The organism is Mycoplasma phocoenae, assembly GCF_012934855.1.
GTDB lineage: Bacteria > Bacillota_I > Bacilli_A > Mycoplasmatales > Metamycoplasmataceae > Metamycoplasma > Metamycoplasma phocoenae.
Genome location: NZ_CP051481.1, coordinates 628,341 through 650,545 on the forward strand (window position 1 = coordinate 628,341; position 22,205 = coordinate 650,545).

22 protein-coding genes and 1 tRNA gene are annotated in these 22,205 nt (G+C 27.2%); 9 read left to right on the forward strand and 14 right to left on the reverse strand.

Going from position 1 to position 22,205, the window contains the following annotated elements; all coding sequences use genetic code 4:
* The first annotated feature begins 9 nt into the window (after positions 1 to 9).
* From HGG69_RS02715 to HGG69_RS02740, 6 genes are all read left to right on the forward strand, one after another.
* Positions 10 to 303: a YbaB/EbfC family nucleoid-associated protein gene (locus HGG69_RS02715; RefSeq protein WP_169605251.1), complete on the forward strand. Its 294-nt coding sequence runs from the start codon at positions 10 to 12 to the stop codon at positions 301 to 303.
* A complete protein-coding gene (locus HGG69_RS02720) occupies positions 303 to 890 on the forward strand; it encodes a hypothetical protein (protein ID WP_169605252.1) in 588 nt (195 codons plus the stop codon). The genes HGG69_RS02715 and HGG69_RS02720 overlap by 1 nt, the downstream gene beginning before the upstream one ends.
* A gap of 7 nt (positions 891 to 897) precedes the next feature.
* Positions 898 to 1,542, forward strand: a complete 645-nt coding sequence (gene tmk / locus HGG69_RS02725) for a dTMP kinase (protein ID WP_169605253.1) — start codon at positions 898 to 900, stop codon at positions 1,540 to 1,542.
* Complete coding sequence (locus HGG69_RS02730; protein WP_169605254.1) at positions 1,542 to 2,438, forward strand: hypothetical protein; 897 nt, start codon at positions 1,542 to 1,544, stop codon at positions 2,436 to 2,438. The genes tmk and HGG69_RS02730 overlap by 1 nt, the downstream gene beginning before the upstream one ends.
* Positions 2,431 to 3,126, forward strand: coding sequence for a 16S rRNA (cytidine(1402)-2'-O)-methyltransferase (gene rsmI / locus HGG69_RS02735; protein ID WP_169605255.1), 696 nt, complete (start codon positions 2,431 to 2,433; stop codon positions 3,124 to 3,126). The genes HGG69_RS02730 and rsmI overlap by 8 nt, the downstream gene beginning before the upstream one ends.
* A gap of 31 nt (positions 3,127 to 3,157) precedes the next feature.
* Positions 3,158 to 3,233 (forward strand) — tRNA-His (locus HGG69_RS02740).
* Between the two features lie 108 nt (positions 3,234 to 3,341).
* Here the strand turns inward: HGG69_RS02740 and HGG69_RS02745 are convergent.
* From HGG69_RS02745 to dnaA, 12 genes are all read right to left on the reverse strand, one after another.
* Positions 3,342 to 3,899: a thymidine kinase gene (locus HGG69_RS02745; RefSeq protein ID WP_169605256.1), complete on the reverse strand. Its 558-nt coding sequence runs from the start codon at positions 3,897 to 3,899 to the stop codon at positions 3,342 to 3,344.
* A 9-nt stretch (positions 3,900 to 3,908) separates the two neighbouring features.
* The gene (locus tag HGG69_RS02750; RefSeq protein ID WP_169605257.1) at positions 3,909 to 4,682 is read right to left on the reverse strand and encodes a hypothetical protein; all 774 of its coding nucleotides are present in this window, start codon (positions 4,680 to 4,682) and stop codon (positions 3,909 to 3,911) included.
* A 57-nt stretch (positions 4,683 to 4,739) separates the two neighbouring features.
* Entirely contained in the window at positions 4,740 to 6,188 is a 1,449-nt protein-coding gene (locus HGG69_RS02755; RefSeq protein ID WP_169605258.1) for a hypothetical protein, read from the reverse strand.
* A complete protein-coding gene (locus HGG69_RS02760; RefSeq protein WP_169605259.1) occupies positions 6,179 to 6,937 on the reverse strand; it encodes a phosphotransferase in 759 nt (252 codons plus the stop codon). Before HGG69_RS02760 ends, HGG69_RS02755 begins: the two co-directional genes overlap by 10 nt.
* A gap of 1 nt (position 6,938) precedes the next feature.
* A complete protein-coding gene (gene gyrB / locus HGG69_RS02765) occupies positions 6,939 to 8,909 on the reverse strand; it encodes a DNA topoisomerase (ATP-hydrolyzing) subunit B (RefSeq protein ID WP_169605260.1) in 1,971 nt (656 codons plus the stop codon).
* Between the two features lie 161 nt (positions 8,910 to 9,070).
* Positions 9,071 to 9,715, reverse strand: a complete 645-nt coding sequence (locus tag HGG69_RS02770) for a LemA family protein (protein WP_169605261.1) — start codon at positions 9,713 to 9,715, stop codon at positions 9,071 to 9,073.
* Between the two features lie 31 nt (positions 9,716 to 9,746).
* Positions 9,747 to 11,627, reverse strand: a complete 1,881-nt coding sequence (locus HGG69_RS02775) for a hypothetical protein (RefSeq protein WP_169605262.1) — start codon at positions 11,625 to 11,627, stop codon at positions 9,747 to 9,749.
* Complete coding sequence (locus tag HGG69_RS02780) at positions 11,627 to 12,865, reverse strand: MFS transporter (RefSeq protein ID WP_169605263.1); 1,239 nt, start codon at positions 12,863 to 12,865, stop codon at positions 11,627 to 11,629. Before HGG69_RS02780 ends, HGG69_RS02775 begins: the two co-directional genes overlap by 1 nt.
* The gene (locus HGG69_RS02785; protein ID WP_169605264.1) at positions 12,855 to 14,510 is read right to left on the reverse strand and encodes a ribonuclease J; all 1,656 of its coding nucleotides are present in this window, start codon (positions 14,508 to 14,510) and stop codon (positions 12,855 to 12,857) included. The genes HGG69_RS02780 and HGG69_RS02785 overlap by 11 nt, the downstream gene beginning before the upstream one ends.
* 433 nt (positions 14,511 to 14,943) lie before the next feature.
* Positions 14,944 to 15,165, reverse strand: a complete 222-nt coding sequence (locus HGG69_RS02790) for an RNA-binding S4 domain-containing protein (RefSeq protein WP_169605265.1) — start codon at positions 15,163 to 15,165, stop codon at positions 14,944 to 14,946.
* Positions 15,165 to 16,292: a DNA polymerase III subunit beta gene (dnaN, locus tag HGG69_RS02795; protein WP_169605266.1), complete on the reverse strand. Its 1,128-nt coding sequence runs from the start codon at positions 16,290 to 16,292 to the stop codon at positions 15,165 to 15,167. Before dnaN ends, HGG69_RS02790 begins: the two co-directional genes overlap by 1 nt.
* Before the next feature lie 9 nt (positions 16,293 to 16,301).
* Complete coding sequence (gene dnaA / locus HGG69_RS02800) at positions 16,302 to 17,663, reverse strand: chromosomal replication initiator protein DnaA (RefSeq protein WP_169605267.1); 1,362 nt, start codon at positions 17,661 to 17,663, stop codon at positions 16,302 to 16,304.
* Positions 17,664 to 18,009: 346 nt separating this feature from the next.
* Here dnaA and rpmH point away from each other — a divergent pair, with 346 nt between their 5' ends.
* Genes rpmH through yidC form a run of 3 tightly spaced genes read left to right on the forward strand, consistent with a single transcriptional unit; the run spans position 18,010 to position 20,418 of the window.
* Positions 18,010 to 18,162: a 50S ribosomal protein L34 gene (rpmH, locus tag HGG69_RS02805; RefSeq protein ID WP_169605268.1), complete on the forward strand. Its 153-nt coding sequence runs from the start codon at positions 18,010 to 18,012 to the stop codon at positions 18,160 to 18,162.
* A gap of 2 nt (positions 18,163 to 18,164) precedes the next feature.
* Positions 18,165 to 18,497 (forward strand): ribonuclease P protein component, encoded by a 333-nt coding sequence (gene rnpA / locus HGG69_RS02810; RefSeq protein ID WP_169605269.1) that lies wholly within the window; start codon positions 18,165 to 18,167, stop codon positions 18,495 to 18,497.
* Positions 18,481 to 20,418 (forward strand): membrane protein insertase YidC, encoded by a 1,938-nt coding sequence (gene yidC, locus HGG69_RS02815; RefSeq protein WP_169605270.1) that lies wholly within the window; start codon positions 18,481 to 18,483, stop codon positions 20,416 to 20,418. Before rnpA ends, yidC begins: the two co-directional genes overlap by 17 nt.
* A gap of 258 nt (positions 20,419 to 20,676) precedes the next feature.
* Here the strand turns inward: yidC and HGG69_RS02820 are convergent, their stop codons facing one another.
* Both HGG69_RS02820 and HGG69_RS02825 read right to left on the reverse strand, forming a co-directional pair.
* Positions 20,677 to 20,868, reverse strand: a complete 192-nt coding sequence (locus HGG69_RS02820; protein ID WP_169605271.1) for a hypothetical protein — start codon at positions 20,866 to 20,868, stop codon at positions 20,677 to 20,679.
* The gene (locus tag HGG69_RS02825) at positions 20,855 to 22,018 is read right to left on the reverse strand and encodes a hypothetical protein (protein ID WP_169605272.1); all 1,164 of its coding nucleotides are present in this window, start codon (positions 22,016 to 22,018) and stop codon (positions 20,855 to 20,857) included. Before HGG69_RS02825 ends, HGG69_RS02820 begins: the two co-directional genes overlap by 14 nt.
* Between the last annotated feature and the right edge of the window lie 187 nt (positions 22,019 to 22,205).

Here is a 22,205-nt window from a genome sequence, read left to right on the forward strand (position 1 = left end):
GAGAAAATCATGAATATAAACGAAATGTTAAAACAAGCTAAAAAAATGCAATCACAAATGGAATTAAAAGAAAAAGAATTACAAAAAAAGGAATTTGTAATTGAAAAATTAGGAATCACATTAACTCTTACAGGAGATAGAAAATTAAAATCAGTTAAAATAAATGAAAATTTAATTGATCCAGAAGATCCAGAAACATTGGAAGATTTAATTATTGTTGCGTTTAATGAAGCAATGGATAAAATTAATATGGAATTTGATGAATTAACAAATTCAATACCAACAGGTTCATTACCATTTTAATGAACTCGGATAAAAAATATGAAGAATTGCAAAGTAAACTAAGTGCAATTCCAGGCATATCAAAAAGAGGCGCTGAGAAAATTATTAATTATTTTGTTGAATACGGTAAGACATACACCGACAGTTTAATTAATTCAATAAATGATTTTCAAAACACTCACACAAAATGTATCCTTTGCAATAATCACGAACAAACATCGATTTGTTCAATTTGTGAAAAAAGAAAAAACTCAAAAAAATTAATGTTGGTTGTTGAAGCTTCTGACATTAAAAAATTTGAAACATTAGAAATTTATAATGGTAAATATTTTGTATTAGGTTATTTATTAGATGGAAACAAAAAAAATAAATATTCAGATGACTTAATACAAAAGCTAAAAACATCAATAAATCAAGTAAAAGAAATTACTATTGGTTGACCATTATCGATACAAGGACAATACACACTCAACTATATCAAATCATTGATAAGTGACAAAAATACTCAATTATTCCAATTGATGACTGGAGTACCTGTTAATGCCACTATAGATTATGTTGATCCAATAACATTAAAAGAATCATTAGAAAATAAAAAAGAAATCTAGGGGAATTATGACTAATTGTAACAAGGCTAAATTTATAACATTCGAAGGAATGGATGGTAGTGGAAAAACTACAATTGTAAAAATGTTGGAAGAATACATCGAGAAGAATATGGATAAATCTGCCTTTATGTTTACAAGAGAACCCGGGGGACGCAAAAGTAAAGAAGCTGAAAAAATAAGAGCAATAATTTTGGATTCTGAGAATAAACTAAGTTCAATGGTTGAGGCACTATTATTCGTTGCGAGTCGAAGAATAAATCTTGAAGAAAACATTTGACCAGCATTGAATGCAAATAAAATCGTTATTAGTGATCGTTATTACCATTCATCGCTTATTTATCAAGGAGTTTTAGGTGGCGTTGGTATTGGAAAAGTAAGAGATTTAAATATGATGGTAACCGAAAATACCAAACCTGATTTGGTAATATTTTTCGATCTAAAACCTGAGATATCATTAGAAAGAATTTCAAAAAATAGAGCGTCATTCGATCGTATGGAATCAACTGATATATCTTATTACCAAAAGTTACACAACGGTTACAATAACCTTATAAGTTATGAACCGGAAAAATTTGTCGTAGTTGATGCTTCCAAAACTATAAATGAAGTGTTCGAGGATGTGTTGACAATTTTCAAAAATAAGGTGTTTTAATGAATTATAAAAATATAAAAATATATACATTAATTGATAATGCAATAAAAAGTAAAAAATACTTACAAAGTGTTTTATTTATTGCTCACCCCAATGTTGAAATTGATAGTTATATTTTATACTTTGTTAACAAAACTCAATCAAGTAATTTTAATTCCATTGATGAATTAAAATTTCAATCAAATGTTATGATAATTGGAAATGAAACAACTATTCACAAAAACGATATTATAGAAGCAATAAATGAATCATTTAGTTCTATGAATCCCGATGAACGTAAATTTATAATAATAAAAAATATTGAGAATTCTAGTGCTCAATCGTTGAATGCATTACTGAAATTTACTGAAAATTTAAATAAAAATGTTTTTTTAGTTTTATCAACTAATAAACGACATAGCATTTTAAACACAATCAAATCACGATCAACGGTCATTGAAATAATGCAAAAAAACAATGAAAATTTGCCGAAAGAAAAACTGACAAAAAAAACAGAGTTTTTAGATTTTTACTCATTAATTACTGATGACATGAACGTTTTTAAAACTCTTTATTCAGCCAAAATTGAAGCTTTTTTTGTCGAATTAATGCATTATTTAAATAAATGTGAATTTGTTTCAATAATAAATTTAATATCCAAAGATTTAAAAGCTGACAATTTCAAAGTTATTATGTTGTTTTTAAATGTTTTATCTACTGAATTGATAAAAGAGCAAAACGATGTTATAAGTAAAATGTTTGAATTTAATAAAAATGTTTTTCAACAAAAGATTAATTACATGTTAATGAATGAAATTGTCAATAAATATTCAATAAACTTTGACAATAAATCTTTAAATTTTTCAATACAAAAAGCAGCATTCGTAATGGAACTCAAGGAGGTTTTAAATGGGTAAATTATATATTGTAGGTACTCCAATTGGCAATTTAAAGGATATCACATACAGAGCAGTGGAAACTCTGCAAAACGTAGATATAATTTTATGTGAAGATACAAGAACATCACAAAAATTATTGAATCATTATGACATTCATAAAATTACATATGCTTACCATAATTTCAACGAAAAACAATCTTCAAAAGAAATTGTAAGATTAATTGCAGAAGAAGATAAAAACATTGCGTTAATTTCAGACGCCGGCATGCCTGTTATTAGCGATCCTGGTTTTACTTTGATTAATGAATGTAATAATCATAACATTGATATCGACATAATAAGTGGCCCAACAGCCTTAATACATGCTGTAATCAAAGCCAATTTTGGGGCCACCTTTTCGTTTTTAGGATTTTTAAAAGATAAAAGTATTCAAAGACAAAACGAACTAAAAAAACTGGGATATGGTGTTTATGTGGCTTATGTTAGTCCTCATAAATTGATAAGTACATTAGAGGATTTTGGCACTGTATTCAATGACGATGTAGAGTTGTTTTTAATTAAAGAAATGACAAAAAAATTCGAAACCGAGTATCGCGGTTCGTACAAAAATATTATTGATCAACTAGATGGTAATGTTAAAGGAGAATTTGTTTTAGTGTTCAATATAAAAAAAATAAAAAAAGAAAAAATAAATAAATATAAATAACATTTGTGTGTTATAATGTATAACACTTATGGCGCGGATGGCGAAGTGGTTAACGCTCTGGGTTGTGGCTCCAGCATTCGCGGGTTCGATTCCCGTTCCGCGCCCCATTTTTTTTACTTTTTTTTACTCGTAGTGAAAAAGGCAAATAGTTTGTTTATTGATAAGGTCGCATTAAAAAAAGCGAGCTTTTTTTTCTTCGCTTTTTACCTTTTTTATTATTTATTTGCATTGTGACACTTACGGCATCTTGCTTCATAATTGTTTGTGTCATCTAAAACAAGTGTTTGATCTTCTTTTGATGTTCTATAAGTGCAGCTAGCAATATTTTTGCATTTAACGCAAACTGCCCATAATTTTGTAACGCGTTCGGCTATCGACATAATATCGGCCATTATTCTGAATGGTCTTCTTTTATAATCAGTATCAAGTCCGCTGACAATCACTAAAAATCCTTTATTTGCTAAATCATCAACAATATCAATAATCTTATCATTAAAAAAATGTGCCTCATCAATAATTATTGCATCAGTATCTTCGTTTATCAACGAGTAAATTGAATTAATATCATCAATAGCATGAGTATCATGTTCGGTACCTGCTCTCGAAACAATTTTTGTTTTACTAAATCTTGTATCAAAAGATGGTTTAATTACTATAATGTTGTAATTTGCATATTCGAGTGTTCTGATTCTTTTTAATAATTCTTCGCTTTTACCACTGAACATTGGCCCTGTGATAACTTCTATTATTCCCTCGCTATATTTTCGGTACACTGTTACTCCTTAAATTTTAATAAACTCAATTATAGGTTCCGTTATTAAATGTTTTAATATTTTATTCTCTATTAATAATATATATTTGAATTCGATTTTATTTACTTTTCATTCCTTGAAATTAATTGATTTTGATTTCAAGAATGTAGTTAATTGTTTGAAATATTCTTTATAATGAAATGTTTCAAATGACTGTATATATTGAAATTCTTCGATATTTCCATAAGTAGATGAAAAATTAAAATGATCTAATAATATATTAAAATCATCTATGTTTTTTATAACCGGTTGTTGATTAAAAAAATCAGTTAAATTAATGCTAAATTCAAAATTGTTTGTAACATTAGTGAATAAAGAGTTATTACTTTTAGTTAATTTATTCATGTATTCTCGGAACTTTTTGTTTAATTCTTCTGATTTAAATGTGTTATTTGTATCGCTAAAAGAATATTTTAAATAAGTCTGATTTTTGTCAGTATTTTTTTTAATAATTTTAGAATTTGTTGATAAATTGATTAAATCGATTTTTTGGTTTTTTACAATGATTTTTTGGTTTGACGTATCAATTTTTGAAAAATCATATTTTTGTTTTTTATTTGCATCAATAGTTTTTTGCGCAACAACATTACTGTGAACTCGTATCTCATTTGATGTTCCCAATGCAAATGGCACGATTGATATCATTAAAAAACACAAAATAAGACCACCTAACATTAATGATGATGAATTGATATATTTTTTTATATTCATGATTTTTTTTGATTTTTTTTCTGTATTTTCCATACGTGAATTATATAACATTTGTAATCTTTTAAGCTAAAGAGGCAAAAAAGAAAATGGTTAATGAAAACCATTAAATCTTTCTAATAATTCTTCAATTCTTTTAACGTTTAAACTAGATAAAAAGTCATCATCTAATTTGTTTCTGTTAATTAAATAAGCTATAAATTGAGCACATATTCTATACTTAATAAAGTTTTCAGGTTGTTCTTTACCATAGCATTTTCAAAAATATTTTTCTTGTGTTTCTGTAAACATCATATTTTCAAATAAAATTGCTATATCAAATAGAGGATCACTTTTACAGGCGAAATCTCATTGAATAAATTGAACGCTTTGGTTTTTTGTGAAGAAAATATTTTCCATTGATAAGTTGTTGTGACAGTTTGTATCATTATTGAAACTTGCTATTCATTTTTTAACATTGTTAACAAAAACAGAATCAAAATCATCTTTTATTTTTTCAATCCCAAGATTTATTAAAAGATTTGTCATTTTTTTATAAATATTTGATTTCGGAAAATCAAGAGTAGTGCTGTGCAATATTTTAATTGCTTTTGCAATTGATTTGATTTTTCGATCATTTGTGTATAAAAGTGTATTATTTGACATTCATTTTCAAATTATTATTTTACTGTCACAGTAAACATATGGCGGTACGAAATAATAATTTTTAATTTTTTCCATGTCTAATTGTTTCGCTCAAGTTTCAGTAATTCTTTCTGAAATAAATCTTGAATCATAATTATAAGCTCTATATTGATAAGGTCTTAAAGCTTGAGTAATTTTGGAAATGGGAGTATTAAAATTTTTGTAAAATTGTTTGAATATTGTTTTTCTACGTTGTTTAACTAAATATATGAAATCAATCAATTTTTCTTTATTCAATTCGAATTCACGACACAAATAATCAATATCAACCCCGAAAGCAATATGTAGGCTAGCCGGATCTGCATATTTGCTATTTAAAGCAGCGTATTGATAATCAATTAAACGAATGCTTCCGTGATTATTAACAAGTATATTAGATCTTGTTAAATTATTGTGAGATAAAACTAAATCTTCTTGTGGATATTTTTTTAAAATAGCTTCATAAGTATCATCTTCAAACTTATGGTTATATCAATCAAAAACACTCACGCGAATGTGTAAACCTTGTAATCTTTTTACTTCTTTAACAATATTAGAAATTATTTTTTTATTAATATGCACTCTTTCAAGGTTTTGACCATCAAATCATTTTTTAATCAAAAAACCTTCTTCATAAAACAAATAATCATTGAAATTTTCAATGACTTTTTGTTCATTTTCATACTCTATATGAGTGTGTTTGGGAATACGTATTTGTACTCATTCATCTCTATATTTAGCTTTAAATGTTTTATTTCTATATGATTCATATACGTAAGAAAAATCAGTCAAATTATTAGTTATTACTGAACCAAAAACATTTTTTAGTTTGTTTTTTAATGCTTTGGTATCGTTTGCATTTAATGAATTTATGAACATTTATAAATATCATTCTCCATGCTATTTAATTTAGAAAAATTAGTTTCAATGCGTTGAATGTACTCGGATTCATCAAAAGGTTTAACCGGGAATTTATTTACTCATAAAACAATTAAAGCATCAACCAATATACGGTGTATTTGCAATTTGTATGGGCTATAATCATCTCCGTAAGCATTTAATAAAACCTTTATTTGTTCATCACTTAAATTTTCTTGTTCAATGATGTAGGCTAAATCAAAGTGTACATCACCCATTGAAGCATATTCTCAATCAATAACGAATAACTTGTTAGTGTCTTTTTCTAAAATTAAGTTATTTTTTCAATAATCATTATGACAAGGAGCGGACTGATCAACATTTCTTAAAAATAAATTAATTTTTTTGTAATATTTATCAAGGACTGGAATACTTCGTTTTAAATCTGCGACTTTTTTACGATATATCTTAAATCTTCTAGAAAGTTGACAAGGTGGCAATTTTAACTTTGAATTATGCAATTGAATCAATGATTTTCCAATTTGAATTAATACATCATTGGTCATCTCAGGATTTACACCTTCAATAAATTCAGTAGTTAAATAATGTTCATCATTGCTGATGGTTTTAGGTGAAAAATCAAATCTATTTAATTGAAAATAGTCAACTTTATGATTGAATTCATCATATTGTTTTTCTTTAACAAAACGGTTGTTTTCAACGTCATGAAATGTTTTATTTGTGAATCCTTGGTTTTTAATTAATTTCATATTAAAAATCTATATTTGATGCGTATTTTGCATTTTCTTGAACAAATTCACGACGGGGTTCTACTTCGCCACCCATTAATGTTGTAAATATTGTGTCAGCTGCTGCTGCATCTTGTATTTGTACTTGTAACATTCTACGTTTGTCAGGATCCATTGTTGTTTCTCAAAGTTGTTCGGGGTCCATTTCCCCAAGTCCTTTGTAACGTTGTATTGAAACTTTTGTTCTGTCTATTTGCGCTAATATTTCATCTTTTTGCTCATCTTTGTATGCGTATTGAACATTTTTACCATATGAAATTTTGTATAAAGGCGGTTGAGCAAGGTAAACGAAACCGTATTCGATTAATGGTTTCATGTAACGATAGAAGAAAGTTAATAATAGTGTTGTAATGTGAGCACCATCAACATCAGCATCGGTCATGATGACAATTTTATGGTATCTTAATTTATTAATATTAAATTCTTCTCTAATTCCTGTACCTAAAGCATGAATTAGTGTCCCTATTTCTTTGTTTTCAAGTACTGATTGAATACTATTTTTTTCAGTATTTATAACTTTTCCACGTAATGGCAAAATAGCTTGAATATTTCTGTCACGACCCATTTTTGCCGAACCTCCAGCCGAATTCCCTTCGACGATGAATAATTCAGCTAACTCAGCATTTTTAACAGAACAATCAGCTAATTTCCCTGGTAAATTACCAAATTCATGGCCTTCTTTTTTTCTAGCCATTTCACTAGCAGCTTTTGCTACTAAACGAGCTTTTTGAGCATTTACACATTTTTCTACTATTGCTTTCGCTATTGATGGATTTTCCAACATGAATTTTTCAAGACTTTCACTCAATACTTTGTTTGTTGCAGAACGGGCGTCTTTGTTTTCTAATTTACCTTTAGTTTGTCCTTCGAAAATTGGGTTAGTATGTTTAACAGAAATAATTGCTATCAACCCTTCTCTAACGTCTTCTTTTGTTAATCTTTCTTTATCTTGTTTAATAACTTTGTTTTCTTGTCCTCAAGCGTTAAATATTCTAACTAATGCGTCATTGAATCCTAATTCGTGAGTTCCACCTTCATTTGTGGCAATGTTATTTGCATAAGATACAACGTTTGAAGAATAAGACTCTGAATATTGTAAAGCTACTTCTACTAAAACTTCTTGTGCATCTTCAATTCTACTATCAACAAATGAACCTTCAGCGTAGATAATATCGGGGTTAATTATTTTTTTACCTTTACTTAATTCGTTAACATAATCAATAATTCCACCTTCAAAGAAGAATTTTTTATGAACATCTTTAGCGATATCGTTTACATTGATTGTTAATCCTTTATTTAGATAAGCTGTTTGTTTAGCTCTATCTACTATTAACCCGAAATCAAAGTTGTTTTTTTCCATAATAGTGAAATCAGGATGGAATAGAACTCTTGTACCAGTTTTACCATCATCATATGTTCCGATTATTTTTAATTCATCCGTTGGTATTCCACCATTTTTGTATTGTTGATAATAAACATTCCCATGTTTACGTACTCATACTTCAAAATCGTCAGATAATCCGTTAACTACTGATGCCCCAACACCGTGTAATCCTCCTGAAACTTTATATGAACCTGAATCGAATTTTCCTCCGGCATGTAATACAGTAAATACTGTCTCCACTGTACTTTTTCCTGTGTGCTTATGAATATCTACTGGTATACCACGACCATTGTCTATTACTTCAATGACATTGTTAGGGTGTAAATTAATTGTTATCTCGTCACAGTAACCAGCCATAGCCTCATCAACCGAGTTGTCAACGATTTCTCAAATCATGTGATGAAGCCCTCTATAACCAATACTACCAATGTACATCCCAGGACGCATTCTAACAGCTTCTAATCCTTCTAAAACTTGAATACTGTCTGCTCCATACTCTTTATTACTTTCTTGAGTTTGCAATTCTTTTAAATCAATCTCGTTTTCCATTTTTCCCTCCTTGATATATATAAATTTTATCGCATATATACTTTTATTTTAATAAATATAATTTATTAAAAGGTTTTGTGATGTTTCCAAATGTTGTTGAACAGCAAAATTACGGTAAATAAATTAAAAAAATACTGATGTGCAGTATTTTTTTAATTTTTCTATAATCCTGATGTATCAACATCTTGACGTTCAGTTTGTGTCGCAGTAAAGAATGGTAAATTGTGTAATTTCATATGGTCAGCTTTCACAATTCTTGGAAATGTATAAATTAATTGGTTAAAATAGTTAACACCTTTGTTATATACACGTCTTGCTGCATATATTTCATCTTCTTGCAAAATACTTTCATTCATAAACTGTTTATATAAACTATCAGCTTTTAATTCTGGATATTTTTCAATTGTTAATGATAATCCTCTACTAATTTGATCTAGTGTGTTTTGAACGTTTTGAATTTGTGTGTTATCACTTAAATCATTTAACTTTGAACGATATTTAGTAATTTGTTCTAGTGTTTCTTTTTCGTGATTTTTGTAACCTTTAACTGCGTCAATCATTTTAATTAATGAAGCTCTTCTTTTAGCTTGCGCAGCTTGAATTAATGAGCTGGATTCTTGAGATTGAACTTGCAATTTGTTGAATTCATTGCCTCATTTTATTCTTCAAAATCCCGCAATACCTAGTGTGATAATCATAATAACTATTCACAATGTTTTTTGGAATGCTGTAGCTTTAGCAACTTGCACTGCTGTATCTACATTTATAGTAACGTCTTTTTGTTCATTTCTTGAATCAAATAACATAATTCCTCCTTATTAATTATTTAATTATAATTTATTTCAAATAAATTGCCATTTGTTTTTTAATTTCGTTTGGTATTTTATCGGCATGATCTATGAAAACATATGTCCCATACTTATCAATTTCTACGCTGTAATAATTTTTATATTTTTTAAATCTATCATTAAAATCTTTTACATAATCTACAGTACTGTCTAAATTTTGGTTTTTATCTTTTATTAAATAGTTAAAAAATATTCTATTAGCATTGATTAACATTTGAAGATTATCATCTTCATTGACCGGTTTACTAAACTCTGAATCTTGTTTTTTAACATTTGAATTCAGTAATTGACCATTTTGTAATTTAAATGTAGGTGAAAATATCACTTGTTTGGTTTCAGTGAATGGTATGTAATCATCGTACTCAACAGGGACTGAAACTCTACCTACATTAAAATCATAAACACTAATGTACTTAATTTTTTTAACAGTATAAAATGACGTTGCTTTAACATTGAATACCTTAGTTTTTTTATTTGCTATTTTGATTGAATTTTCAATTGAAAATACTGTTTTTTTACTTGCTCTATTTTTGTATAAATTCAAGTAATTGTATTTATATAGTTTTGTTAAAATGAAAAGACCATGTTCAGTATCAGCGGGTATATTTTGATATATTTGATCATCTTTGTATTCAAATTTGAATTGACTACCTAATTCACTATAAACTTCACTAGCTAAATATTTATTACAAAATGTTAAAGTCAGCGCTCCCAGTAAGTGTTCCATATGGTCATTAATAGATTCTTTAATTTTTTTATTTACGTCTTTAAAATTAATTAATTCATTTTTATTGATATAGTCAAGTAATATTCAATCAATCATTGGGTTGTCAATTGAACTGTCTTTTTTGTTTTTATGCACTATAAAGCCATAAGGAAGTTTTTCGAATGTTCCATTAAATTTATTTATTGAGCTTGAAAACTTGTGTCAATCAATAAATTTTTCTTGAGTTATTAATTGGAAAAAATTAACAAAGCTAACATTGTCGTTATACATAAAATTGTATTTTTCAAAGAATTCTTTATTTTCCAATGGCAGTGTATTGTGTTTTATTTGTTCTTTTAATTCTTTTTCAGATACCGGTGCAATAGAACGGAATACTAATCTAGGCAAGTAATTAGTAGGGTATAAATATTTTTGATATTCTTTTAAAAATGGTGTCATATGATCATAATTTGCGTGCACAACTTTAGTGTGTCATTTATCATCATTTCCCCGGTATGAAAATGTTTTTGAACCATAGTAAGTTATTGGTGCGTAAAACATTTTTAAATAAGCGATATCATAAAAGTAACTGTTTCGAACGTCATATTTTTCAATGTTTGTAAAAAATATTGTAGACTTTTCATCTGAATTTATATTCACTAATACATCGTTAAAGTTGTTAACTTCAACGTTGTTTAAACCCATTTTTTTAAGAACTTCATTTTTAATATCGTTCATTGTAAAACATGAATATATTGAATGTAGTATGTTTTTTTTCTTATTGAATAATTTTTGATACTCTTGTTCTTTTTCATTACAAAAGTTTTTGTATTCATTAATTACTTTATTATTTTTTTTGTAAATTCCCAAAAATAGTAAACCAATAATAAAGAAAAATAATATTTTAATAATTCCGTTAAAAAATTTTCTTAAATTAATGTTTAACATTTTTTTTCTTTTAACAACCTCGTCTTTGATTGCTAACATCTTTCTTAACGAAATTTCAACTTGAGTTTCGGCTTCAGGATTTATTTGTTGAATTCTTTCTTTAATAAATTCAATAATTTTTTCATCAATTTTAGGCACTGTCTTTTGATAAAAATTGTTTACAGGATCTATATATACGTTATCTCAATTTTGAGTTATATTGTTTTCTTTAATCATTATTTAAACCCCATATCGCTAGAATCTTCAATAATTGAAAATCTTTCTTGTTTTTTAGAGTTCTTATCCTGTTGTACTGAATCCTGTGGTACGAAAAAATCTTCCTGGCTTTCAATATTGTCGTCATATTTAAATTCTTCTTCCGGAGCTAGTTCAAGTGTATTGCCTGTTTCAATTAATTCTTTTGTTTCTGGTTTTGCGTTTTTTTCTGGTAACACATCATCAAATGACTCGGTTAAAGGTTCCAACTTATCCATTCATTCATCATTTAATTCTTCAACAACATGTACATTACTGTTTGTTTCATCATAATTAAAAACTGAATTATCAATATCGTCCGCTTCTTGTTTGTGCTCTTCAATTGATTTTGAGTCATTATTTTGAATTAAAGCCGTCGTTTCAAATTCTGTTGTGTCAAATACACTATCTAATGATTGAAGATCAGTAACTTCGATTTCTTCATTAATTTTTTGATGATTATCGTAATCAAAATTATTGCTGGTTTTTGTTGTGTTTTCTGATTTATTTACGTTATATAAAGGTTTATATTTGCGCACTGATCGTTTTTGTTTTTTTGTAATCTCTTCACGAGCTTTGATTCTTCTTGCTCTCGAGAATGAAAATAATTTAAATTTTGAATCAGATACAAAGAATGTTAAAACTGAAATAATTAACAATACTATCGAAAGAATGATTGCTAATATATCAGTACCTGCCGAAGCGAACGATGCATAATATAACGTTGGTAATATACCTGCTGTGTAAGCATAAGGTAAGGCAGCACTTTTAACATTAGTATATTGATTGAATCAATTATTAAATACTAAGCTAAAATGATTCCCAACAGTTTTTATAGATTCGTTTGTACAAACAATTTCAATAACACCCATGAATAACGAAAGTACAATAAATAAAATCATTAATCTTATAAAGTTAAAATGAAATATTTTGTACTTAAATTTTAATTTAAAAGAAAATATTTGCGACAACGAGTAAATAATTAATAATAAATAAAAGAATATTGAACTTATTCCTAAAAAAGCTCCAATAGTATATGAATGCACTGTAGTTCCAACAAGTAAATTTAAGTATGAAAATACTAAAAATATTATTGAAAAAACAAGCACATTAGAAAAAATCAATTTTCTATTTTTTAAAAATTTAAATATATTAATATTTTTGGTTTTTTTTGGTTTTTCTGTTTCGATATCAGTTGATTTATTTTTTTTAAATTTCATACAATGTCACCACCACTAAAGGTTCTTTATATAATTCTCTAAAAATTCTTTTTCTGAATACTCTTCTTAATCTTTCTTGAGTTTCACGTAAGTCTTTATAGCTTCCGCCATTTTCTTCAAGTTCTTTTTTAAAATATTTATTTATAATTCCATGAATTTGTTCTTTGTTTTCGCTTGAAATAACTCCGTAACCAACAATGCTTAGTTCGCTGATTGGTTTTTTAGTTTTATGATCAATTAAACAAGAAACCGCAATCATACCGTCTCGAGCTAATGTTTCTCTTTCTTTTATTACTTCGTGTGAAATATCACCAACTCCGAATCCGTCAATGATAACATCACCAATCCCACGAATTGTATGTTTTTGACTTGTTAATTCAAATTTAGTGAATTCAGCTACTTTTCCATTATTCAATATAATGCAATTGTTTTTATTTAAACTGGTAACGGCAGTAGCTTCTTGAGTTGCTAAAACGAAATAACGATATAAACCTTGAATCGGAATGAAATGTTTAGGTCTGAAAAATTTAATAACATCGATTAAATCTTGTTTAGCAGGATTACATGAATAATATTCACTTGATGTTAATTCAATTATATTAGGAGTATTTCTTGCAATTTCATCTAATGTGAGAGCGTAATTAACTTCTAATCCGTTAACTGGTGGAGCAATTATGATCACACAATCAGTATCTTTAATTTTTAAATAAACGTCATTCTGAGAAGCTATTCTTAGAAATCTTGCATAAAGTCTTTCAATAGCTCCTGTTACTAGGATAACAGCATTTTCTGCTGAATTGGATGTACGGTAATCAATAAATTCTGGTCATTGTAATTTTGGATTCATTTTTTTAACTAACTCAATTAATATTGAATAATTACGTCCATACGTTATAACTGGTCTATTATACTTTTTAGCTAATAACAATACTTCATGCGCAGTAATCATATCTTCATCATAAAGACCAACAATAATACGTTCATCTTTTTTTGCTTCTTTGAATTTGTATTCAATTTTTTGAGAAACTCAAAGTTTATCAATTGTTTTACCTGGTGAATTTGATTTACCAGAATCCATAATTAATATTTCAACTGGATCGTCACCTATTTTTTCTTTTATTCTTTTAAAATTAGTGTTCCCGTATGGACCTAAATTACCATTTACAAAATTTGTTAAAAATAAAATGTTTCCCTTTCTAACGTTAAAATTAAATCCTAATATCCCTGGTAAAGCTCCCGCTAAATTTAAGGGTGTGACTAAAACATTTCCGAATTTTTTAGGTTGATTTAATGTAATAACTTCGAAATCATTATGCTCAATGTTGTATTTTGAAATACGATCTAAAATAACAAATTTATTGAAACTTGAAGTATAAATTTTCAAACCCTTAATATTCATTAATAATCACGGCAATGCACTAAAACTTTCATTATGAACATCCGTTATAAAGACACCTTCAATGTTTTTTTGATGTTTTTCTAAATATTGGGTATCAGCAATCAATGTATCGATACCATTATGACTGTTTATCGGAACTTTTGTACCCGAGTTAATAACAAATAGCTTTGAATCTATTTCAAGAATATAACAGTTTTTCCCATTTTCATCTTGACCACCTAAAGCTAAAAAATTAATTTTCTCCATAATATTCTCCTTTATATTTATTATTTTGTGAAATTTAAGTATATTTAATATTTATATTATAAAGAATATCATAATATTTACTCACATTTATGACTAAAAAAATATTTATTATTTTTAGCATGGTTAATATTGAATTATTTTATTTGTTGAGTAATTGGTTTTTTTAAAACTAAATAAAAATTCAATAAAAAAGATCGCAAAACAAAATTATGAAGCACGCTCTTCAGTAAAAATATTTTTTTATGTTTATTTATTAAAATAATTAAATCTCTATAAAATTTTTATTACTGATTTATTGCAAAATAGAAAATAAAAAATATACGTAAAATTAAAAAAACGTCGTTAAAAAATATTGTTGCAGAGTTCTTTTTTAAAAAAATATCAATTAAAAAATTTCTTGCATTTTAGTACAAGAAATTTTCTGTTTTTTTAATTATACGTTTGCAGTTTTATTAATAATTTTATACACTTCATCGTCTATTCACAATACATCATTAGTTCTGATTGTTTTGTTTCTAGAAGTTGTCTTTTCGCCATTAACAATAACCTCGTGTTCTTCAAGGAAAAATTTAGCTCTCCCCCCTGTTTCAATTAAGCGCATTTTTTTTAATAATTGTGATAATTTAATAGTTTCGGTTGTTATTTCAATAAGCATTAGTAATACCCTTTCATAGGTGTAATTAGTTGAATTGTATTTGTGTTTTCAGGCGAAAGTATCAATACTCTTTGTTTATTATCTGAAAACATAATATATAACTCTCCCTCAAAAACTGAAAGCGCATCTAATACATTACGTGTAGCGAAAGAAATAATTAAGCCTTCGTCATTGTATTCAAAATCAGTTGTTTGAACAGTAGCTGAACCAACTTCATCTTTATTTCCTTTAATAGTTAATAGATTATTTTCAATTAAAATCATTATTTTAGAATTGCTATCAGTATTAACTATATTTACTTTAGATATCATGTCAGATAATACTTTTCTATTGATAATTAATTTTTGTTGGAAATCTTTCGGAATAACCCTTGTTGTATCAATGAAAGGAATGTTGATTAATTTGGCTTGAATTATAGTATTGTCATCATAAATTTGAATTTTTGATTCAGATATATATAAATCAACATCACCTTTTAAATCGAAGTTTAAAATATCTTTAATACTTTTGGCTAATATTGAAATATCAAAAGAAGTACCGTCTTCTATCTCATCTTTTTCAAGTGCTAATCTGAATTTATCAGTAGCTACCGCTTTTAAAGATCCATTGGCGTTTGAAATGTTAACACAATTCAGAATTAACTGACCTGGATCTTGAGAAGCTGCGAAAGCAACATTTTTTGAAATTTTTCTCAATATTTCAAACGGAACGGTTACTTTATCGCCTATTTTTGTAAAATCGATGTCTGGGTAATCTGAGGCGTCCAATATGTTCATTTCAAATTTATCTTGATTAGATTTTATTTCCAATATTGAACCTTTTGTTTCTATAGAAATAACTCCATCTAATTTCTTTATAATGTTTCTAAATAATGAAAATGGAATTAAAGCACTACCTGATTCGACTATTTCACATCCGGTACTGTTTAATGTTTCATTTGAATTACCTACAGTTAATACTTTGTGAAGTACTGAAATTTCATGATTAGAGGTTATAAATGTTATTTTAGTGTCCATGGCTTCAATCATGATTCCTTTTAATTGCGGTAAAAATGGATTACCATCTATAGCTTTTGAAGTTTTTTCAACCGCAAATTCTAATCTTTGTTTTGATATATTAAATTTCATATCTTTCTCCTAAATAATTTTCTTTAATTGATCTTTAATTTTGTTTAAAGCTACACTGACTGATGAATTAGATTTTAAATTTTTGTCAATGTATTCAACACTAACCATAACGCTTGAATGAGCTTGTCCGCCAAACATGTTTCCAATTTCTTTAAATGTTAAGCCTAGAATGTCTTTTATTAATCACATACAAATTCGACGCGCTAACACAACGGGAGCTGATCTGTTTTTACCAGTTAATTTCTTCTTATCTATTTTGTAATATTTAGCAACGATGTCAACGATTTTTTCTGGTGTTATTGAATCTTTGTCTTTTTCCCCGCCCTTAAATATGTTTTTTAGATAACTAACGTCATAACTAAATCTTTGATCCGAATTTTTAAATAACATTATTTTATTTACTGTTCCGTCAATTTCTCTAATTGAGTTATTGAAGTTTCTAGCCAAAAATTGGATCGCATCATTATTAAAGTTGTTTGGATTAATATTTTTTTGTTTAAATTTGAATTTAAATATTTCCGAAACATCTTCAACTGAAGGATCATGAATTTCAAATGTAACCCCGCCTTGAAAACGTGTTATAAATCTTTGTTCAAATCCCCCCAACTCTTCCGGTCTTTTATCAGCACAAATAATAATTTGTTTACTTGCATTTATATGATTGTTAATAATATTGAATAAAACATTTAATGTATGTTCACGATTACCAAATAACTGAACATCGTCAAACATTAAGCAATCATATTGTCCATAATATTCAACAATTTCGTTGATTTTATCATGGTCTTTCGCTTGTAATTGCTGAACAATATCGCGAGTAAAAAAATCTGGGTTTATATATTTACATGTTTTGTTTTTTGAAAGTAATTCGTTACCAATTGCATGTAATAAATGTGTTTTCCCTAAACCCGATGAGGAGAAAATAAATAAAGGAGATATAAAAACTTCATCTTGAGAAATTATTTGATCAGCCCCATTTAATGCAAATTTATTAAATTCACCTCTTGCATATGTTTCGAATGTTAATTTTTTATTGATATTTGAAACTACAGACGAACTCTGAGTCTTAACGGTGTTTTTGTTCATTTCGTTAATATCTGTTATATAAACAACTTCTCTATAACCCGCATATACTGTTCAAATTGCTCTTTTTATAAAATCATCATATTTATCGCTTATTATGGCTCTTATTTCGCTACTTAAAAGAAGAAATATTTTCGATTCTTGTTCTTCAACTATTTTTATATTTGAAAACAAACTATCGAAAATAAACGGGTCAGACGCATTCGCTTCTAACTCTTTTAGTAATAATTCGTTATTTACTTCTAAATTAGCAGTTTTTTGTATTTTTGTTGTAGTACTTGTCTTCATATATGAAATTATAATATTTTGTTAAAATATAAAATAAATGTTAATTTTATATGTTTGTTTTTGTCAATGTATAATACATTTTTTCTACATTGTTTTGAGTAAAAAAGTACTGTATACAAGTAATAAATTATAGTTTTCTACAATAATCAAATGTAGAAAATTTTACAAACATTAAAAAAAACTATTTTTTAAAAAAAATACTAAAAATGATTTGAATTTTTTTCAAAAAAAATAATTAACGCAGTTTTTAATTTAATTTATTAATTAAATAGCTGTTGCTTTTGGTAAAATATGTATACGTATTTTTGAAATCAGCTTGAAGATACAATAAATAAAGGAGTAAATTATGAAAAGAACATATCAACCAAAAAAACGTAAACACATTAAAGTTCACGGATTCTTTGCTCGTATGCAAACTAAAAACGGAAGAAAAGTTTTAAAAGCAAGAAGAGCAAAAGGTAGAAAACAACTAACAGTTTCAGATAAAAAACACTTATAAAAATGACTAAATTCAAAGTTGTTAGAAAAAATTGAGAATTCCAAGAAATTATTCAAGGTAGAAAACAATTCGTTTCAAAATATGCGATTATTTATTATTTACCAAACGATGAATTTAAAGTCGGTATCTCAATACCTAAGGCTTTTGCGAACGCCTGTTTAAGAAACAAATACAGAAATCAAATTAGACAAATTATTAGAAAGAATGATTTATCTGACATTAAAATGCAAAGCATAATAATTATTAGAAAAGATTTTTTCAATATTGATTTCATTCGCAAAGAAAAAGAAATTATCAAATTATATGAAAGGATTCGTAATGTCAAAAAGAACTAGATCTAAACATTACGACTTATTCAGCCCTAAAAATGGCTCGAATGATCCTAAAGATAAAAAAGAACAAAGATTAAAAACATTGAAGAAAATATGAAAATGATTCAAAATCTTAATTATTATCTTTATTATCGGTACTGGATTGGCTGGCTGCATCCAATCATTTGGATTGCGTTCACCTGTTAAGGTAGGATCAGGGTTTGAAACACATCTAAAATCCAAAGATGTTTCTCCTAATGTTGAATCTTTCACTTACAACAAAGAAAGCGGACTATACATAAGAAGCAATACAGATAAAATAACTGATGTTAACCCTTATCTTGCTGTTGACACACCAGAAGATCTTGAAAAGATTAAAAAACAAATCAAAGATAATGGCGGTGACTTCGAAACATATAAATCACGTACACTAGGAATTCAACTTAGAGACTCAGACAATAAATTACTAAATAATTCAAGTGTTTACAATAACAATGGAAATTATTTAGTATATGCTGCAGGTGATCAAGATGGAAATGGAGCTGTATCAAGTTATAAAAATGTTTTAACATGAACAAACTTATACAATTTCAATGCTGTATGAGAAAAAAATGAAGATCAAAAAAATAAAGATGCAAAAGAATCACAATCGGGACCAGTAAATCCTAAATTGCTAGACGTTTCATATACTGTTTTAAAAGATAGTATTAATAACGAGGCTGATTCTAAACAAAAATTCGCAAGAGATGTTTTCCAATTATTTGCATACGAAAGCGCAAATAAATTACAATCTGTAATTGGAAAAACAAAAATAAATGAAAACAGCAGTAAAACATATTGAGAATTCATTAAGGAAAACTCAACTGCTGCTGAAAACGCTAGTGCAATCGACACTTTAAATAGTTTCATATTAAACTTAGCAAACAATAAAAATAAAACATTCACCACAGATGAATACAATGCAATTATTAGAATTCAATCAATCGTTAATGCTTCATTTACAACATATGGTGGATTAACAAACTTTACACTAGTTTCTGATAAAAAAGATTCTAACAATGCAAACTTGATTCAATTAAGCAATGTATCAATAAAAGGTAATTATGTAGGTATTGAGGATTCATACTTATTCAAATTATTTGGTGAACCTCACAGACCAATTGCGACTTGAGGAGAATATTGATCATTTGGACCATTCTACGGTTTATTCGTTTATCCAATAAATCAAATGGTCGGTGGTTTAATTAATGCAATGTCATCACTAGGTGGATGATCAGTAATTATCGCATTAATTATTACAGTTATCGTTACTCGTTTATTAACAGTTTCAATAACATACAAAAGTATTTTCGCTTCTCAAAAGCAACAAGAGCTAAATGCTAAAAAAGCTAAAATAGAAGCAAAATATGTCCCATATAAAGGGGATAAACAAATGGAACAAAAAAAACGTAACGAAATAAATGAAATGTACAAGAAAAACAAAGCAAATCCTTATACAGCGCTTGTTTCTCAGTTAGTAACATTACCTATTTTATTAGTTATGTTTAGAATTGTTCAAGCCTCACCTGAAATTAAACACTCAGTGTGATACGGAATTCAAATGGCAGCAACATCATACAGAAACGTCGCTGATGGCCAATATCATTATTTACCAATCATCATCGTTTCAGTATTAACACAATTAGTTGCACAACTTTTACCGAGATTCTTAACGCGTAAAAATGATAAGCTAAGAACAAACGTATATGAACGTGAGGCTCTAAAAAAATCAAATAGAATGCAAAATATTATGACATTTGTTTTTGTAGCCTTTGGTATCGTTTTCCAAGCTGGTTTACAAATCTATTGAGTAATTACTGGATTGTGACAAATAATGCAAACATTGGTTGTTTACAAACTAGAAAGAACAGATTTTTACAAAAGGGTTATATTACCAAAACTATAATAAAGGCACAAATTTATCCTACTAAACAAAAAAATGTAGTATAAACTGCTATAAGTAGCGTAATGCTACTTTTTTATTTTGCAATAGTAACACATGTAAGCACATACATTATTTTAAAATACTGCTACTTTCTATGATTGAATTTTTTATAGCATTAAAATTAAAATGCTTTTTACTAACAAAAAATGGCACTTACCTTTTTGTTAAGTGCCATTTTTTGTTTACAAAGTTTACTTCAAAAATATTTATTAATGTTTTTTATACAAATTTATTTACACTAAACATTTCAATAAAACTTCTATATGTCAATCTAATAGATGTTCAATTATATTTTGTGTTATTATTATGATCTGGATCGACATGTGTTATTAAAGGTATTTGACCATGAAACTCTTTTCCGACTGTCCCATCAGGTGTACCATCAACAAATTCTTTTTTAAAATTGATCAAGTTCAATTTTAAGTTGTTCTTTTGTAAGGTTTTGAGGACTACCGTATCAATCTTGATAAATTTTTGCCATTTTTTTGAATGCTGGTAAAACATATTTTTTAGAGTTGTCAGTGTTTCATCTTTTAAATGAGTTTAATTGTGTTTCAAAGTTTTTGTTTACTGTTGTTACGTTGTTTTGGAATAATTCTTCAATGTGTTTTATTGTTTGAATAAATACTGGAATCAATTCAAGGGCTTGTTCTTTATTTCCATTTCAATGATAGTTGAATAATTTTAACATTTTGTGAAATGGTTCAGGTTTGAATGCTGTATCTTTTCCTACTGTTGTTCGTCCTTCTATTTGGACAATAAATTTTAAAAAATCATACTTTTTATCCAATTCACTACTTGTTGTTAAGTATGTGTTTCTATATTCTTCGTTAAAAAGATTTTCAAGCGCTTCAGCATATAAATTTTTCTTGTTTTCTATTGTTTCAAGATTATCACTTTCGATTGCATTTTTATACTCGTTTAATAAATTTTCTACAACATTTATTTTTTCACCAAAAAAGTTTGATGATATTTCTTTAGTAAATTCTTGTGATTCGTTAGTTAATCCTTCTTTAGTTAAGGTATACGTTAATAATATTTTTGTATCTTTTTTTTCGATATTTTTTACATTAACGTTAAAGCCTTTTAACGAAACAATGAAATTATCTTTTTCGATAGAAACATCAGCAAATTTAACCTGTGTTTCAGTAGCTCCATCTTTAGAATAATTTACTAAAAGGTTTGATTGATCCAAATTTTTATAATCGAAGTTATATTCTACTGATATTGTTGTAGCTTGGGATACAACGACTGTATATTTACCGTTTTCAGCATTTAAAATGGTTTCCCCATTTTTAACAATAGCTTTAAATCCATCTTTTGCTTTTACAGTAAATTTAATTTTAGTGTTTTCAACGACATTGTTTAAATCCAGTGAGATGTTGTCCAGAATTATCGAACCTTCTTCAGGTTGATTTAATGTAACTTTAAATTTATCCTCGTTTTCTTTTTCTTTATTTGAAATTATTACAGGTACAGTAATAATTGGAATTGATATTAAACCTACGGTTAATAGTGTATTGTTTTTTAGACATATTTTCTCCATTTTATATATATTCATTCATGTGCTCTAAATTATATATCTTTTGTATTTAGTTTAAGAATTAAGTAAGGGTTTTATATCAATTTTGAAACAAAAAAACGTTTTTTATTAAATTAAAAAAACAAGACCAAATCATCATCAAAACTAATAACGCTTCACAATTTTTTAAATGTTGTTAGTTATTGTGTATAAAAAATAGGTTCTG